The organism is Plantactinospora solaniradicis, assembly GCF_042658085.1.
Lineage (GTDB): Bacteria > Actinomycetota > Actinomycetes > Mycobacteriales > Micromonosporaceae > Plantactinospora > Plantactinospora solaniradicis.
Map to the genome: position 1 here is coordinate 51,436 of NZ_JBHSPR010000023.1, position 16,135 is coordinate 67,570.

A 16,135-nucleotide genomic window follows, 5' to 3' on the forward strand; every position below is an offset into this window, starting at 1 on the left:
ACTACCGGCTACGACAAACCCGGCGCCCATTTCCGGTCTTTCAAACGAACGGTGTAACCCAGCTTGTCCAGGGTTGAGGTGCTGCGTCAGGGCACGATGAGCCGGAGATCCGCCGGCACCACTTGGTCGGGGGCATTCCCGGCCACCATGGCTCGGAGCGCTGCCTCGTCGATCAGGCCGGTGACGGTGACCAGCGCGGTCCGGCCCAGGTCGACGAATTCCATCGGGATGCCACCGGCGTACTCGATGGCGGAGATCGTCAGACCCTCTGCGACGGGCCGGCCCGCGGCGGGAAGCAGCTCGACCCGGTCCCCCAGCCGTACCGTCCCGGCGACGCAGCGCACCGTGCCGCTCAGCGACCCGGGTGTCAGCTCGACGATCTCGAAGAGTTGCAACTGCGGCACGTCAGCCATTGCCCGCCTCCCAGACGAAACGCTCGATCTGTTCGGGCGACAGCTTCGGCAGGTCGAGCAAGGTCGGAGAGATGTCCGCCGTGGAGATTCGCACCGGCACCCGGAAGCCCATGTCCGTGAGGATCTCCCGCGCCCGCTTCATGGGGGCGTTGCGGTGTCGCCGCCACAGGCGCATGGTCACTCGTCTGGCGCGGGCACCGCTCCGGTTCTTCGATATCGCCGCGCTCGGCAGTCTCCTCGGCTGGCAGCGGGCCCAGATTCCCGAAAAGGCGCGTGCCTCCCTCCGGAGAGCAGTCACTGCCGAGGTCGGCCAACCGTTGTCCAGTCGGTGGGTGCGGGTGGAACGAAATCACCGGCTTCGAAGCGGTCGAGCCGTCGGTGGATCTCAGGCAGGTCCGAGGCAGGGAAGCAGACCTGCAGTAGCCGTAGCGCGAAGCTCGACGGTATCGTCTCGTCGAACATCGCCAGGTCCATCGGTTTGACCTGGACGTCCCAGGCCTGCGGAGCAGCCCAGTGGGTCATCCGCACATAGAACGCGTCACGTGGGCCGGCCTGCGCGATGGTAGTGAGGAACCGGAGGCCGTCCTGGATGGGGAAGTCAATGAAGGCCCATCCCTTCCGGGCCTGTGTGTACGCGGCCATGTGAGGCAACAGGTTGGCCCAGTCGGCGTTGCTCTCACCGGCGTCCTGGCAGCTGGTGAACGTCTCGAACCCGTTGCGCCAGAGCACCTCGACCAGTGGCGCCAGCAACTCGTCGATATCGGCGCTCCGGTCACCAACCTGGACGGCACGAACCGGGTGGACATTGGTCGGGTCTGTCATTGGGAGCAGGTTACTCGACCATCTGTAAGGGTCACAGCGGACTCCTTCATCGGCCACAGCGCGCCAACCGGTTTTGTCCGCTCAGGCTCGGCAGCGCCCGATCGGCGGCAGTAGAGTGCCCCGATCGAGTCCTATTGGCTGCTCGTAGCCGGCGTCGCCACGTGGTTGACCCGCTGTGACGTGACAACAGCTCCGACCATTCCTGTGCGTCCGGCCGGGGCGCGTACGAGTTCTTCCGTGAGGCCGGCGCGGACGTGTTCGCCCAAGACGTCGACGATGGCGTCCGTGACTCCGGAGACGAGTCGGGCGACGATCTCGTCGGCGTCGGGTCGGCTGAACGCGCTTCCTTGATGCCGACCGTGACGCTGTGCGAGGGCGCTTGTGCTGGTGAGCCTCCGCCTACGGACGCTGCACTACAGTTCGTCCACATGCCCCACGCTGAGATCGAGGTCACCGCGGAGCTGGTCCGGGACCTGGTTCGTGACCAGCACCCGGACCTCGCCGATCTTCCGGTACGTCTGGGCGCGCTTGGCTGGGACAACCAACTGTGGCGACTCGGCGACGAACTCGCCGTCCGGCTGCCCTGGGCGACCCGGGACTCGGACGCGCTACTGCGCAAAGAGCGAACCTGGGTTCCCGCGCTGGCCCCGCACCTTCCGCTGCCGGTCCCCGTCCCGCAGCGATTCGGCGAGCCTTCCGAACGGTTTCCCCGGCCATGGCTCATTACGACCTGGGTTCCGGGGACGCCCGCCGATCGCGCCCCGGTCACGCGAGCAGCGGACGCGACCGAGTCCTTGGCCGCTTTCCTGACGGCTCTTCACCAACCTGCCCCCGACGGCGCGCCCGCCGGCCGGGACCGCGGTGGCCCGTTGGCCGACCGAGCCGAGGGGGTCGCGAAGGGACTCGCCTCCGCTGCCGAGCGAGGCCTGATCCGTGACCTGGACGCCGTCCACGCCGTCTGGCACGACGCGGTCACCGCGCCTGAGTGGACTGGTCCGGCACTCTGGATCCATGCTGACCTGCACCCGGCCAACGTCCTCACCGCCGACGGGTCCTTCTGCGGCGTGATCGACTTCGGGGCCCTCTGCGCCGGTGACCCGGCATGTGACCTCGCCGCCGCGTGGATCCTGCTACCGGATGGCGCCATCGACCGCTTCCACGCGGCCTACCGGCCAACCCTGGACACCGCGACCCTGCGACGCGCTCGCGGCTGGGCGTTGTGGCGCGCCCTCGGCTGCATTTTCATCGGCAACGACGCCGGCCCCGGCGGCAAACCCACTTGGGGCCCGCCCGCCAACGCAGCCTTACGCCGCCTCATCGCCACCATTCGCTGACGGCGAACCCGCCTCGACTGCCATCGCGATCTGGTCAGTCCCGAATCTCCTGTAGAGAAGCCAGCCGGACTTTTGCGGACGCGGGCTGGCCCTACCAACTCTGCAGGCTCGGTGAACGTCCGCGCCCGCTTTTCGGGACGGTGATTGTCCGGGCGATTCGCCTCGGCCGGTCGTTGGTCGCCGTAACTCGTCGAGGTGCCGAGGCAAGCCCGCGTGTCGTGATCCCAGAGCAATCCACTCGGCCACCTTTTGGAGCGGGCGAACGAGAGCTTGAGAGCAACCAATCATGAGATCCGTCGGATCACCCTGCCTCGGTGCGGGTTGGTCGGTAACGTTGACTTCGACAAGCTGGCGTGCAAGCAGAGTCTTCGACGCGTCCTGCCTGCGTCCTTGGCCGCTCCCGCCGAGCCAGCTCAAAGGAGGCAAAATAGTGGCGAAAGTCTTGTTCGTGGTGTCCGGAGCGCAGTACTGGACACTGAAGGACGGTCGCCGTCACCCCACCGGTTATTGGGCTGAAGAATTCGTGGCGCCCTACACCGTGTTTACCGGGGCGGGTCACCAGGTCAGCATCGCCACTCCTGGCGGCGTCATTCCCACCGTCGACACCATGAGTCTGCGCCCAAGCATGACGGGCGGCGAAGACATTTCACTCAAACATGAAGCCGTCATTGAAAAGGCCGAAGAACTGCGCCGTCCCCTCGTCCTGAGGGACGTCAGCGTCGATGATTACGACGTCGTCTACTATCCCGGTGGACACGGCCCCATGGAAGACCTGGCATATGACCGCGACTCCGGAAAGCTCCTTAAAGACGCACTCGCGTCCGGTAAGCCCCTTGCCGTCGTATGCCACGCACCCGCCGCTCTTCTCGCCACCCGGGACGTCAACGGAAACTCCCCGTTCGTCGGATACCGGACCACCGGGTTCACAAACGACGAGGAAGAGGCCGTGCAGTTGCGGGATAAGGCAAAGTGGCTCATGGAAGACGAAGTACGCAATCTTCCTACCGACTACTCCCGTGGCCCTGTTTTCGAACCCTACCTCGTCAGCGATCGGAACCTTTACACGGGTCAGAACCCCGCCTCGTCCGGCCCTCTCGCGAAGGAAATCCTGAAGGTCCTGTAGGGATGGGCAATTAGACAACGTCCCGTGGCATCCGGCCCAGCCACAGCGTGTTGGCCACGGTGGTCAGATCGCCGACCAGGCCGGTGACGGCGGCGCGGACTCTGACCAACCCGGCGACGGCGAGCGGGACGCGGAGGTCGACCGGCTCGTGACGCTGGGCGCGACGATCCACGACGACCACCGCACCTCCGACGGCCAATGCTGGGCCGTGTTGCTCGATCCCGCCGGCAACGAGTTCTGCTGACCCGCGCCAAGCGGGAACGGGAGTACGACTCGTAGCCAGCGGATGGCGGGCGCGTCAGTTCTGAATGGAGAACATCGCGACGACACCGTTGTGATCGGACTTGGTGCCGCCGACGACGTCGTAGCCGGTCATCCACATGAGCTGGTACTCCGGCAGCCGCTTCCAGAAGTAGACGTAGTCGATGTGCCGGTTGCCGTGCGTTCCGGTGCCCTTCTCGCCGTAGAGGTTGTAGTTGGAGCGCAGGTTCGGCAACTCGTTGGCCTCGAAGACCTGCCACGGGAACTTCGCGTACCCATAGCTCCGGTCGGCGCTGAAGTCGACGTTGAGGTCACCGCTGACGATGACCTGGCCCTCGCCCTGCTTGTCGACCGCCAAGTCCTTGAGGCCCTGGAACTGCGCCTCGGCGCACCTGGTGCGCGGCAGGTCCTCCGGCCGGCCGGCGGTTTCGATGCTGGCCACCGCGTGGGCGTTGATGTGTGTCACGTTGCGGCCACTGGCCTTGTGCCGGTACTTGACCCAGTTGTTGTACCGCGCGGGCGGCACCTCGCCCGGCCCGTTGGTGTCACACACGAAAATAGAGCCTTTATCGAGTACGTCGAACATGCTCTTCTTGGCGATCAGCGCCTCGCCAGCCTGGTTGATTCCGCCCGGCGCGTACAACCACCAGCCGTTGTCGGCGGCCCAGCTCTCCAGGAAAGCCTTGCGGTTGCCGACCTCGTTGAGACCGACGAGGTCCGCCCTAGACGCGATCAGATTCAGGTCGTGCACGAAGTCGGCCTGGCTCAGCCCGTTGTAGATGTTCAGCGTTGCCGCTTTGAAGGCCACGCTCGCCGCGGCCGCCGGAGTGGCCGGCAGCAGGGCCGCCACCAGCGCGACCGCGCCTGCGACAGCGCCCAGGGCGCGGGCCGACCAGTGTGTTGTCTTGCGCATCGACTTCCCTTCGCACGAAACCGCCGTCGGTGGCGGCCACCGCACGCTACCGATTCGAGTCGACGCGACACCGAACAACGGGGAACGAAAGATCGACAGACCCGCGCCGACCGGCTCAGTCCGGCGGCCGGCCTTCGACGAGGCGGTGTACCGGGCCAGCGCCAGTTGGTGCGCCGTGAAACTGGCCATCGGCGCCTGGTCGCGGGCGAACGCGAGACAGGGTCTCGGCCAGCGGAACTCGGCCGCGTGATCGGCGGCCCATCGTGCGAAGGTGTCGGCTGGTCGTCCGGTGAGGCCGTCAACGTGATCGGTGTTGAGGTTCGGGTCGGGTCGGTACAGCGAAGCGAAGTGGCGCACGGTGACCGTCGCGGTCACCGCCACCGGCGACAAGGGCCGCGACACCGAGGTCCTACGCCGTGCCGAACACGCCGCCTCCGCGCTGTCCACCCTCGGGGCCGAGACCGCCGTCCTGGACGGCGGCCCGGGCCGCTGCGGTACTCATCTGCGCCACCGACCCCTACACGCCGGCCGACGTCACCTGGGCCCGCGCCCTGCCCGACGTGGCCGTCACCGGACCGGGAGACTGCCATGCCCCTACCGAGCCGGCGAAAGCCGACCACCACCGCTGACGCGAGCCCAACGCTAGGCAAGCAGCGACCGTCTAACGAAGCTCGGCTTAGCTTCCGGATCTGTCGATGAACGGTCGGTAGAGGTCAGGCTCCAGCAACAACTGAATTGCGCCTGTCTGGGCGCACTGGAAATATGCGCGCATGGCACAGAACGCGACATCGACAGCGCAGGATTGCATCTTCTGCGCCATCGTGGCGCGACAGGCCGAGGCTAGCGTGGTGTACGAGGACGAGACCGTTGTTGTCTTCATGGACCTGAACCCCGTCACGCCCGGCCATCTTCTCGTCGTGCCACGCGAGCACGCGGTGGGCCTCGAAGACCTCGATGGAGCCACGAGCGCTCACGTCTGGTCGGCCGGTCATGACATGGCACGAGCCTTGCGACGTTCAAGCATGGGCTGCGAGGGAATCAACGTCCTCCTCTGTGACGGCGCAGTCGCCTTCCAGACGGTCTTCCACTTCCACCTTCACGTCATCCCTCGCTACGCAGGAGACGGCTGGACCCTCAAGGCCGAGTCACCGGAACGCGAGAGGTCACTCCTCGACAGCGACGCGCAAGCGATCAAAGACGCCATCGCGTCGACGGACTGACTGGTGACTTCCGTCCATGCCGCTGGTCGCGCGTACTACGGCACCTAAACCCCTCTCGTAGCGCTAGATCGTGTTGTCGTTGGACGGTCGCCGCAGGCCGAGTACCGACGCGGCACCCAGGCGCACACGCTCGTCAGGATCCTCGAGCAGCGCCTGGCATCGCTGCCATACCGCACGCCATACGCCCTCGCCCTCGCCCTCGTAGGTATGGCTGATGGCAGCCATAATTTCATCGGCCTGATCTCCATCGCCTCCACCGAGCGCAGTCAGGACGAGCCGGACGGCATGGGCGTCGTCGTGGCGGAGGAGGCTCCGTGCCGTCTCGTACGTGACGGCAGTGTCGATGGGGTCCAGCAGCAGGCTGGTCAGGAGGTCGTCCACGCCGGGGTCTCCGACCAACAGCGCCAGGCGTTGTCCGGTCGTAGCGCGGACTTCCCAGGACGGGGAGCAGGCGTCGCGACGGAGTTCCGCGAGGCGTTCGTCTTCGGGCACCGCATGAGTCTGCTACATGGTCAGCCAGCTGCCCTGATCTGCCGCAGAGCACTCGCGGCGACAGGTCGTCTACGACCTTTTAGAGTGACGGCTCCGGCTGGCGTGCGGAGCACGGTCATGTCGATGAGCGGTTGCGTCGGGAGCGGTCGCCCAGCGTGCGGCTGGCATGCCCGACGGATAGACGAAGGGGGTAGTTCTCGGGGCATTCCCCGGACTGAGGTTCGATGTCGCCACCGTCGTCCCGACGCGGCGGTTGACGTCTCCGCACACTGCGACTTGACGCAACCCGAGTTCGTGATGGGCGACCTCATCGCTCGCCGCCTGCCAGGCGCTCGCGAAGTCGGCCATGAGGTCGGACTGCGCGGCCAGAGCGGCGTTGGTCTCCCAGTGGGCCATCGCCTCGTACATGCGCCGCCCGTAGAGAGACGTGCCCACAGACCGCAGGAGGTCGGTGGTGAACGCTTGGCGCCAACCCTCCTCGCCGGGGTGCGCCAGATGTTCGGGGAGCCACTGGCGGATCTCCAGTCGCGTCCGTCCCTCAGCCTCGTCGTAGAACTCGACCCGCAGTCTCGTCTCGAAGGCACGATGTCCTCCTGCAGCCGGCCACTGACGTGCATGGCGCCTTCGAGCAGTTCGCCGTCGGCGACGTCGGTGAGGTCGACGTGGATGTGCACGCGAAGGCCGGGTTCGGCTGCATTGACCTCCGTCCACCGTTGAAAGCCGCCGGGGCGCACGTCGAACTGCCGAGAACAGTGTGTCGACGTCGAGCTACGCTGAGCCCGATCCGACACCAGCTCCGGCCACCGCACCCGATCCAACCCCGAGGACGCACTGGAACGAGATGGCGCAGGCAACCATCCTCCGGCAGCGCGCGAACCGCCGGCGGACGGTACTGATCTTTCATGAATGCCTGGGCTCTCATGCCGCCACCCGTGCGCGCCACCCAGCCCAGAGCCGTCACGCTCCGTGGCCGGCCTCCGGATCGGTCGACGTCCCTCACCTGTTGGCCTGGCGGAGCATCGCGTCTTGTTCGGCGTCGGGCATGAGCTCCCGGACCTCTTGCGCGCAGCGGCAAGCGACGGCAATCTTGGCAGCCCACGCCAGCGCCTCCTCGCGTGAGGCCACGTCGACGACCGAGAACCCGCCAATGACCTCCTTGGTCTCCGGGTAGGGGCCGTCGGTGACCATCCCGTCCGTGGCCACGACGCTCGCCCTCTGGCGTTCGAGTCCGGCGCCGAACACCCACACGCCGGCGATGTGGGCTTCCTGGACCACCGCGTGCGAGGCCTTGCCCACGTCAGCCCACTCCTCGGCGGGGATGTGGTCCATCGCGCCGTCAGCGAACGAGATCAAGTACCGCGTCATCCCATGACTCCCGTGTCCCGGCGGCCTCCTGCGACCGCCTCTCACCTGTTCTACGAACGACTCGCCCCGGATCCGACGCCATGCCAAAAAATTTCTCACGGGATCTCCGACGCTCGGCGCTCACGAGCGTCAGATCGCCCTGTTCGGGGCATCATTGCCGCCACCACCGGCTACGAATAGCCCACACACATCCGCCGCACGCGCGGCGGCACGCTGCGCACGCGGGCACCCCGTAATGTCCTCCGGCTGGCGTAGTCGTCGGAACCAGTGCGGCAGGGCGATGGCCTGCTCGACAACCCAGCGTCGGGTGCCGAGTCCGGAGCAGTCGGGAGTACCCCGTCGGGCGATGACCGGAACGATGCGCCGGGCCCGCAGAGCCCGGCGGTACGTGTCGGGTCTGGCGCGTTGTCCCGAAGATCCGGTAGAACATGTCGACGCCATTTCGGCACGCGACGTTCCGGGGGATCGATGACGCCTGCGCTGGAAATCAACGGGTTGACCAAACGGTTCGGCGAGAAGTTGGCCGTCGACGCGATCGACCTGAGGGTGCCCCGGGGCTCCTTCTACGGCCTCGTCGGGCAGAACGGTGCCGGCAAGACGACCACCCTCTCGATGGCCGTGGGCCTGTTGCGGCCCGACGACGGCACCGCCCGGATCTTCGGCGCCGATGTCTGGTCCGCGCCTGACGAGGCCAAGGCGCTCGTCGGCGTGCTGCCCGACGGGCTCGCCATGCCGGAGCGGCTGACCGGCCGCGAGGTGCTCACGTTCCTCGGCCTGCTCCGTGGGATGGCGCGCGACGAGGTGCTGCGCCGGGCCGACGAACTGCTCGACGTGCTGGAGCTGTCCGGGGCCGGCGGTACGCTGGTCATCGAGTACTCGACCGGCATGCGTAAGAAGATCGGCCTGGCGACCGCGTTGCTGCACGCGCCTCGACTGCTGGTGCTCGACGAGCCGTTCGAGGCGGTCGACCCGGTCTCCGCCGCCACCATCAAGACGATCCTCCGCGGTTTCGTTCGGGGCGGCGGGTCCATCGTGCTCTCCAGCCACGTGATGGCTCTGGTCGAGCAGCTCTGCGACCATGTCGCCGTCGTCGACGCCGGGCGAGTGGCCGCAGCGGGCACGCTCGACGAGGTACGCGGGTCGCGGTCGCTGGAGGACACGTTCGTCGCCCTGGTCGGCGACGAGACCGGCGGGGTCAAGGAGCTGTCGTGGCTGTCGCGCTGACGATGGCCGCGATGAAGGTCGCGGCGCTGCGCCACGCCCTGCGCGGGGAACGGGCCCAGAGCGCCGGCCTCGGTGCGGTGCTGGGAATCGTGCTCGCCGGCGGCACGATCTATCTCGCGGTCCGCGACCTCGACCTGCTCGCCGCCGCGTACGCGGTCTGGCTGCTGGGTTGGCTCCTCGGCCCGGTCTTCATGGGTGGCGGCGACGAGACACTGCGCCCGGAGTACTTCACCCTGCTGGGCCTGCCGCCACGCCGCCTCGCGGTCGGACTGCTGGCGGCGGCGTTCGTCGGCCTGCCGCCGCTGGTCAGCCTCACCGCGCTGCTCGGGCTGGTCGTCGCCGGCGCACGGCTCGGCCTGGTCGAGGCGCTGGTCGCGGTCCCCGCGATGCTGCTGCAGTTGGCCGTCTTCGTGTTGCTGTCCAAGGTGGCCGTCGGGCTGGTCGGGCTGGCGCTGCGCAGCCGACTTGGCGCGATCAGCACCGGCGTGCTCAACGGCGCGATCCTGGCCGGGCTCGGGCAGATCTGGGTCGTCTTCCTGGCCCTCGGGCAGACCGGGGTGCCGCCGCTCGTCCGGTACCTGCCGTCCGGCTGGGGCCTACTGGCGGTGCGCGGATCGTGGTGGGCCTTCGGCGCGCTGGCCGGGCTGATCGTGCTGCTGCTGCTCGCGTGGGCGGCGCTGCTGCGACGGCGGGTCGGCGCGACCCGGGCGTCGGGGCGGGCACGGCGGCCCTTCCTCGCGCGTACCGCCGACGGAGCGATCGTCGCCAAGGAGCTGCGCACCTCGTCGCGCGACCTCGTGCGGAACTACCAGCTCACGTTCGCGTTCGCGTACGGCGTCTGCTTCGCCGCCAGCCCGCTACTGGTGGGGTGGAACGGGATGCTGCCGTACGCGGGCCCGGTCTTCATCGTGATGGCGGCCGCGATGGCGGCCAACGTCTACGGTACCGACGGCACGGCGCTGTGGCTGACGCTGATGACGCCGGGCGCCTCGGACGTACGCGGGCGGCAGCTCGCGTGGCTGGCAACGCACGCCCCGGTGGCGGTGCTCCTGACCGTGGTCTGCACGACGATCACCGGCGGCCCCTGGCCGCTGATCCTCGCCCTGCTGCCAGCGCTGCTCGGTGGCGCGGCGGGCCTGGTCCCGTTGATCTCCGTCTACGGTCTGGTCCCTGGCACCGACCCGCACAAGCGGGCGAACAATCCCCTGCGGACCAGCGAGGACGAGGGAGGCCTGACCGGCCAGGCGTATCTGGCACTCGCCCTGGTCGTCACGACCGCGCTGCCGGCCGGTTTCGTGGCGATCCGGTTCGGCTGGGCCGGGGTGATCGTCGGCACGGCGACGGGCCTGCTGTGCTGGTGGGGCTTCGGGCGGCTAGCCTCGGTCCGACTCCGGGAGCGCGGGCCAGAACTGCTGTCCACCATGCGCACCGGCCGCTCAATCGGCGGGACAATGCAGTCGCGGTTCACGGAGCTTTCCAAACCCCGCAAGGCGGTGGCGTGGTGGTGCTTCGGCTTCGCTGCGATCCCGCTGATTCCACAGGGCATCCTGGCCACGGTGTTCGTGAGCCGTGGCACGCTGCGCCACACCTGGTTCCTCGCCACATACATGCCGCCGGGCCTGCGCTACCCCGTGGCGCTGGGCTTCGCGCTGCTCGGTCTCGCGATGTACGCACTCGGCACGTGGATCGTCCTGCCGCCCCGGCAACCCGCCACCACGGAATAGCTGGCCAGCCCCGGTGCTCACGTTCTACGACTCCCCGGCCGAGCACCGGGTGCACCGGCCCACCCCGAACCCGATCGACCGTGCCGCTGGCCTGGCGATGGCGGTCAAACTCATCGAGGCCGCCAAGGACCGGTGGCGGGTGGTCGACGCACCCCGCCTCGTCGCCCTGGTCCGTGCCGGCGCCACGTTCGTCAACGGTCGCCTCGTCGAGGGCACGGCAGGCACCGCGGCATGACCACGCACGATGCGGCTACTCCACCCGGCATGGCGGTCCACCCTGCTGGAGCAGCGATGCTGCTGACGCTGACTGGTGGCGCCGGAGCGGGCAAGACCACCCTGGCAGCCGCTCTGGCCGCCCAGCGCGGCGCAATCACCGTCCTGCACCTGGACGACTATTACCACCTCGCCGAACCCGAACGCGGCGTCTGGCTCCCGGACGAAACCGGCACGCCCCGTCTGGACGTCGGCGACCCGTGCTCGATCGACTTCGCCAGACTCAACGGCGACGCAGCCACGGCACTGGCCACCTCTGCCGTCGTCATCGCTGAAGGCTTGTTCGCCATCCAGGCCAACCCATCCGTGCCGCACACCCGGTTCGATGTGTTCGTCGACCTCGCCGCCGACCTGCGGCTCGCCCGCAAGATTCAGCGCAAGTGCGTCCGCGAGGGTTTCCCTGTCGAAATCCTGATAACCAACTACCTCAACCACCGGCGCGACGCGTACGACCGCTACACCGAACCGGCGCGCCACCGATCCGATCTCGTCATCAACGCCGAACTACCCGCCGACCTACTCGCCACGCAGATCTGGCGGGCGATCACCGAGCAGAGCATCCACAACTCTTGATCAGCTTGTCCTCCAGACCCTCGGCCGGGCCACGGGATCTCTCTGCACGATCTGCACGATCATCCAAGGTCAACATCACACGCACGGCGGATCAGCTGCGAGCGTAGGCCCGGAAGGCAGTCCGACCAGGGTTCGCGCATGTCCTTGGCTGGTCCGCTGTCGAGAACGGTAAGGCAGCCGAGTCCTTCTTCGGGGTGGCGACGACCGAGGCGTTCGACCTCCCTCGCAAACACGCACACGTGATCATCGCCGGACACGCTAATAAGCAGTACGTACGACGCGGCCACAACGCACTCACCGCCGATGTTCCGGTAGCGAAGCGGGTCACTGCCGCGTTAGCGAGTTGGCCCGCGACATCTGGCCGCAACCCCGAGGAGGGCCCGCCATACCCCTTGATCCCGCAACGCAACAGCGCTGGTAGACCTCGGTGCAACGCCGAGAAAGCGACATCGTCCTCAATGGGCTTGGGTTCAGGCAGCGTGCCACGACCTCGATCACGAGCGATTGATAGCGACAAATGGAACCGTTCCCCAGATTTCACTCCACCCCTAGGCGCGACTTTCCGAAATGTGTAAAGTGAGCGCACCGCCGGGCAGGCCGACGTCCCGGGCCGGCGGCGCGCATGTCTCGGGGCAAGTCGGGGGAAGGCCCGCCGCGCACCGGGGCAACTTTCCGATGACTGCGCGGCAGAGGCGGGCTGCGACCACCCCGATCAGGCGATCCGTCCTCGTGTGCGGTTCGCAGGTGTCAACAGGGGAGGCGGCAGGCCTCCCGGCCCCCTTCGGCGTGCAGTGGTGAGGCGAGACGAAGGAGGCGAAAGACCATGGAGGACAACCCGTTGCGCTCCCGGCGCGGCTTTCTGGGGATGGGGGTGGGGCTGCTCGGCGCGGCAGGTCTGGCCGCGTGCGGGGACAGCAGCTCGACGTCGCCACCCCGAGTGCAGGCGGACGTTCCGAAGGAGCTGCTGGACGCCGCGGTGTCGTTGAAGGGCTCCTCGATGGGGGTGCTGTCGCAGAAGCTGTACTCGGAGGCGGCGAACGCGGCGCTCGACAGCTCGATCAAGACGTTCGCCGACGCCACCGGGACGAAGATCGAGAACAGTCTGGTCCAGGCCGACGCCGGTGATGTGGTGGCCAAGATCGACGCAGAGGTAAAGGGTGGCGTGGCGCGCGACCTGGCGTTCATGACCGACTCCCGGTTCGTCGCGCAGTTCCAGGCGCTCGGCGACCTGGAGGACGTGACGGACACCGTCAAAGCGCTGACGGCCAGGTACGGCGAGCCCACCGCGGAGTCCAAGAACTTCTGCGTGTTCGACGGCAAGTGGTTCGCCATCCCCTACCACTTCATCGGGATCGGGTCGTTCCTGCGCAAGGACTGGATGCAGGACAAGGGCATCTCCCCCAAGGACGTCTACAGCTGGGAGGAGTTGCGGGACTTGTGCCTGGCGATCTCCGATCCGGCCAAGCGTCGGTTCGGCTGGGGCATGACCGTGAACCGGTCCGGTGACGCCAACGGCATGATCGAGGCATTGATCAACTCCTACGGCGGGTCGATCGCCTCCAACGACGGCACAAAGGTCACGTTCGACTCCCCCGAGACGGTGCAGGCGGTGACCTTCCTGGGCGACATCTACACCAACCCCAAGTACAAGCCGATGCTGCCGCCGGGGGTGGCCGCCTGGACCGACTCCAGCAACAACGAGAACTGGCTCGCCGGGATCCTCGGCTACACCCGCAACCAGTTCAGCGTCTACGCGGACTCCAAGACCAAGAAGAACCCCGTCTACGACAACACCCACGTCTTCGCCGACTGCATCGGGCCGGCCACCGACAAGCCCTTGCTGCTCGGCCAGTCCCAGGCTTTCGTCGTCTTCAAGGGCGCCAAGAACGCCGCGCTCGCCAAGCTCCTGGCGCAGTACCTGGTCAGTGCGCCCGCGCTACTCGGGGTGGCGAAGGAGGCGCCCGGCCTGGCGCTGCCCGCCTGGGAGAAGGTCTGGGACGCCGACCCGTTCTTCACCGGCGGCGACCCGGCGTTCCCCATCATGCGCAAGATCACCCAGCAGTCGCTGCCGCTGCCCACGAAGAACGGCCTGAACTTCCCGCAGAAGGCCAGCGCGGGACAGCAGGCCGCCGTCGGGGCCTACGTCCTCACCGACATGATGCAGCAGGTCATCCAGGGAACGGCGCCCGCGCAGGCCGTGCAGTCCGCCCACGCGAAGATGGTGCAAATCTTCACCCAGCAGGGGCTGCCGCAGTGAGATCGGCCCGTCCAACGCCGGCCCCGGCGACGGGGGCATCCTCGCCACCGGGGCCCGGCTCTCTCACCACGACCCAGCGGCGGCTGGGTCGTGACTGGCGGCTGGCGGCACTGTTCCTGGCGCCCACCGCCGTACTGGTCGGCGGGCTCGTGCTCGTGCCGATCGCCCGGTCGGTCGTCACCAGCACGACGGAACGGCACGGGCAGCAGAGCGTGTTCGTCGGCCTGGACAACTACTTCGCCCTCGCCGGCGACGAGCAGTTCCACGCGGGCGTGGTGAACTCGTTCGTCTTCACCGCGTACGCCGAGGTGTTCAAGGTGGTGCTGGGACTGTCCGCGGCCCTGCTGCTGCACCATCGGCGCCGTGGACGGGCCGTGCTGGCCGGGCTGCTCCTGTTGCCGTGGGTGGTGCCGACGGTGGTCACGGCGTTCAGCTGGCGCTCGCTGCTCGACCCGATCTTCGGCAGCGTCAACATGCTGCTCACCGAGTCGGGGATCGGGCCGATGCTGGCCAGTGCGCACCTGGTCGACAGCTGGCCCGCGGGCTGGTTGTCCGACGCGTCGCTGGCCATGCCGTCGGTGATCCTCGTCAACGTGTGGAAGGGGGTGCCGTTCTTCACCGTCGCGTTCCTCGCGGGGTTGAAGGCCATCCCGGCAGACCTGTACGAGGCGGCGACCGTCGACGGCGCCTCGTCGTGGCAGCGGTTCGCCCACGTGACGCTACCCGGACTGCGCCACGTGATCACCGTAACGGTGACCCTGTCGTCGATCTGGACGTTCAACAACTTCGACCTCATCTGGTTGCTGACGCAGGGCGGCCCGGGCAACGCGACCGCGCCGTATGTACTGGTCGCCTACTCGAAGGCGATCCTGCAACTGCAATACGGCGCGGGGGCGGCGGTCACCCTCGTGATGCTGCCGGTCATCGGCGGGCTGGTGTTCGTCCTGGTCCGGTTGTTGCGCCGGGACGCCGGCACCGAGCCACCCCGAGGTGCCCGGACGGTGCGGAAGGCGCTGCCGTGGGTCGCCGCCGCCGCGATCACCGGTCTGCTCGCCTGGGCGTCGCCACACATCTTCTGGAAAGCGGCGGTGGTTCTCGGGGTGACCGCGCTGGTCGTGGCGGCGGTCGGGCGGGTGGTCTCGGCGTTCCATGCCTGGGGACGTCGCCGGGCGTCGTCCCTGGCGTCGGGTCTGGCGTCCGGTGTCGCGCTGGCCGGGCTGCTCGTCTTCGTCCTGGCCCCGTTGTACTGGATCGCCGTCACGGCCTTCAAGTCCGACGGTCAGATCGTCATGCGCGACCACGACCTGTGGCCGACGCCGTGGACCCTGCAGCAGTTCGCCGACCTCTTTGCTACCAAACCCTTCGGCCGCTGGTACCTCAACACGGTGCTGGTGTCCGTGGCGTCCACGGCCGTAGCACTGGTCTGCGCCGCCCTGGCCGGCTACGCGCTGGCCCGGCTGCGGTTCCGTGGAGCGCAGGGTTTCACCGTCACGGTGCTGATCACCTACGTGATGCCGGGCGCGCTGCTCTTCATCCCGCTGTACCAGCTGCTCATCGGGGTACGGCTCACCGACTCGTTGTGGTCGCTGGTGGTGACGTACCCGACCTTCACGCTTCCGTTCGCCACCTGGCTGCTGACGGGGTACTTCTCGTCGATCCCCATCGAGTTGGAGGAGGCCGCGCTGGTCGACGGCTGCACCCGCCTCCAGGCGTTCCGCCGGGTCGTGCTGCCCCTCGCCAAGCCGGGACTGCTGGCGGTCGCGCTGTTCACCCTGACAAATGCCTGGAACGAGTTCCTCTTCGCCTTCGTGTTCATCACGAAGGACGAGTACAAGACGCTCCCCGTAGGAATGCAGTCGATGATCACCGGGGACGTCGTGCCGCAGGGGCAGCTCGCCGCGGCGTCGCTGCTCGTCAGCATCCCCGTGGTGGTCATGTACGCCTTCGGGCAGCGCTTCCTGACCGAGGGGCTCACCGCGGGCGCGGTGAAGGGCTGACCTGGGATTCCAGCTCGCCGTCGAGCGACAGGGAAATGGAAGTCCTCGCCTTCGTCTGCTGCCCGACGCCTTGGAATGGATCGTCTAGGGCGTGTCCTGTCGATCTTGTAGTGGTTGATCGTTGACGATGTGTCGGTGGTACGT

The 16,135-nt window shown here is 67.8% G+C and carries 16 protein-coding genes and 2 pseudogenes; 10 read left to right on the forward strand and 8 right to left on the reverse strand.

Annotated features, from left to right (window positions below):
• Positions 1–86: 86 nt before the first annotated feature.
• The 3 genes from ACFP2T_RS27575 to ACFP2T_RS27585 all read right to left on the reverse strand — a co-directional run bounded on the left by ACFP2T_RS27575 (position 87) and on the right by ACFP2T_RS27585 (position 1,235).
• Entirely contained in the window at positions 87–413 is a 327-nt protein-coding gene (locus ACFP2T_RS27575; protein ID WP_377426497.1) for a hypothetical protein, read from the reverse strand.
• Positions 406–588, reverse strand: coding sequence for a hypothetical protein (locus ACFP2T_RS27580; RefSeq protein WP_377426499.1), 183 nt, complete (start codon positions 586–588; stop codon positions 406–408). Before ACFP2T_RS27580 ends, ACFP2T_RS27575 begins: the two co-directional genes overlap by 8 nt.
• A 119-nt stretch (positions 589–707) precedes the next feature.
• Entirely contained in the window at positions 708–1,235 is a 528-nt protein-coding gene (locus ACFP2T_RS27585; protein WP_377426501.1) for a hypothetical protein, read from the reverse strand.
• 428 nt (positions 1,236–1,663) lie between these two features.
• Here ACFP2T_RS27585 and ACFP2T_RS27590 point away from each other — a divergent pair, with 428 nt between their 5' ends.
• Both ACFP2T_RS27590 and ACFP2T_RS27595 read left to right on the forward strand, forming a co-directional pair.
• Positions 1,664–2,569: an aminoglycoside phosphotransferase family protein gene (locus ACFP2T_RS27590; RefSeq protein ID WP_377426504.1), complete on the forward strand. Its 906-nt coding sequence runs from the start codon at positions 1,664–1,666 to the stop codon at positions 2,567–2,569.
• Positions 2,570–2,999: 430 nt separating this feature from the next.
• Positions 3,000–3,692 carry a type 1 glutamine amidotransferase domain-containing protein gene (locus tag ACFP2T_RS27595; protein ID WP_377426507.1) on the forward strand — a complete coding sequence of 231 codons (693 nt, stop codon included), beginning with the start codon at positions 3,000–3,002 and terminating at the stop codon, positions 3,690–3,692.
• Positions 3,693–3,702: 10 nt separating this feature from the next.
• Here the strand turns inward: ACFP2T_RS27595 and ACFP2T_RS27600 are convergent, their stop codons facing one another.
• A complete protein-coding gene (locus ACFP2T_RS27600) occupies positions 3,703–3,873 on the reverse strand; it encodes a hypothetical protein (RefSeq protein ID WP_377426533.1) in 171 nt (56 codons plus the stop codon).
• On the opposite strand from ACFP2T_RS27600, the gene ACFP2T_RS27605 reads away from it, so the two are divergent.
• Positions 3,841–3,936, forward strand: a complete 96-nt coding sequence (locus tag ACFP2T_RS27605; protein WP_377426509.1) for a VOC family protein — start codon at positions 3,841–3,843, stop codon at positions 3,934–3,936. The genes ACFP2T_RS27600 and ACFP2T_RS27605 overlap by 33 nt on opposite strands.
• 54 nt (positions 3,937–3,990) lie before the next feature.
• Here the strand turns inward: ACFP2T_RS27605 and ACFP2T_RS27610 are convergent, their stop codons facing one another.
• A complete protein-coding gene (locus tag ACFP2T_RS27610; RefSeq protein ID WP_377426511.1) occupies positions 3,991–4,866 on the reverse strand; it encodes an endonuclease/exonuclease/phosphatase family protein in 876 nt (291 codons plus the stop codon).
• 770 nt (positions 4,867–5,636) lie between these two features.
• Between ACFP2T_RS27610 and ACFP2T_RS27615 the strand changes: the two genes are divergently transcribed.
• Positions 5,637–6,086 (forward strand): HIT family protein, encoded by a 450-nt coding sequence (locus ACFP2T_RS27615; RefSeq protein WP_377426514.1) that lies wholly within the window; start codon positions 5,637–5,639, stop codon positions 6,084–6,086.
• 63 nt (positions 6,087–6,149) lie between these two features.
• Here the strand turns inward: ACFP2T_RS27615 and ACFP2T_RS27620 are convergent, their stop codons facing one another.
• The 3 genes and pseudogenes from ACFP2T_RS27620 to ACFP2T_RS27630 form a co-directional block, all read right to left on the reverse strand.
• The gene (locus ACFP2T_RS27620; RefSeq protein WP_377426516.1) at positions 6,150–6,578 is read right to left on the reverse strand and encodes a hypothetical protein; all 429 of its coding nucleotides are present in this window, start codon (positions 6,576–6,578) and stop codon (positions 6,150–6,152) included.
• A 996-nt stretch (positions 6,579–7,574) separates the two neighbouring features.
• Entirely contained in the window at positions 7,575–7,943 is a 369-nt protein-coding gene (locus ACFP2T_RS27625) for a YciI family protein (RefSeq protein WP_377426518.1), read from the reverse strand.
• A gap of 249 nt (positions 7,944–8,192) precedes the next feature.
• Positions 8,193–8,336 (reverse strand): annotated as a pseudogene (locus ACFP2T_RS27630) (IS5/IS1182 family transposase); the annotation flags it as partial.
• Positions 8,337–8,411: 75 nt separating this feature from the next.
• On the opposite strand from ACFP2T_RS27630, the gene ACFP2T_RS27635 reads away from it, so the two are divergent.
• From ACFP2T_RS27635 to ACFP2T_RS27660, 6 genes and pseudogenes are all read left to right on the forward strand, one after another.
• Positions 8,412–9,167, forward strand: coding sequence for an ABC transporter ATP-binding protein (locus ACFP2T_RS27635; RefSeq protein WP_377426521.1), 756 nt, complete (start codon positions 8,412–8,414; stop codon positions 9,165–9,167).
• Positions 9,152–10,891 carry a GumC domain-containing protein gene (locus ACFP2T_RS27640; RefSeq protein ID WP_377426523.1) on the forward strand — a complete coding sequence of 580 codons (1,740 nt, stop codon included), beginning with the start codon at positions 9,152–9,154 and terminating at the stop codon, positions 10,889–10,891. Before ACFP2T_RS27635 ends, ACFP2T_RS27640 begins: the two co-directional genes overlap by 16 nt.
• A gap of 13 nt (positions 10,892–10,904) precedes the next feature.
• Positions 10,905–11,126: pseudogene (locus tag ACFP2T_RS27645) on the forward strand (IS256 family transposase); the annotation flags it as partial.
• Positions 11,127–11,182: 56 nt separating this feature from the next.
• On the forward strand, positions 11,183–11,737 hold the full coding sequence (locus ACFP2T_RS27650) for a hypothetical protein (protein WP_377426526.1): 555 nt from the start codon (positions 11,183–11,185) through the stop codon (positions 11,735–11,737).
• Between the two features lie 823 nt (positions 11,738–12,560).
• Positions 12,561–13,994: an extracellular solute-binding protein gene (locus ACFP2T_RS27655; RefSeq protein WP_377426529.1), complete on the forward strand. Its 1,434-nt coding sequence runs from the start codon at positions 12,561–12,563 to the stop codon at positions 13,992–13,994.
• The gene (locus ACFP2T_RS27660) at positions 13,991–15,991 is read left to right on the forward strand and encodes an ABC transporter permease (RefSeq protein ID WP_377426531.1); all 2,001 of its coding nucleotides are present in this window, start codon (positions 13,991–13,993) and stop codon (positions 15,989–15,991) included. Before ACFP2T_RS27655 ends, ACFP2T_RS27660 begins: the two co-directional genes overlap by 4 nt.
• The last annotated feature ends 144 nt before the right edge of the window (positions 15,992–16,135 follow it).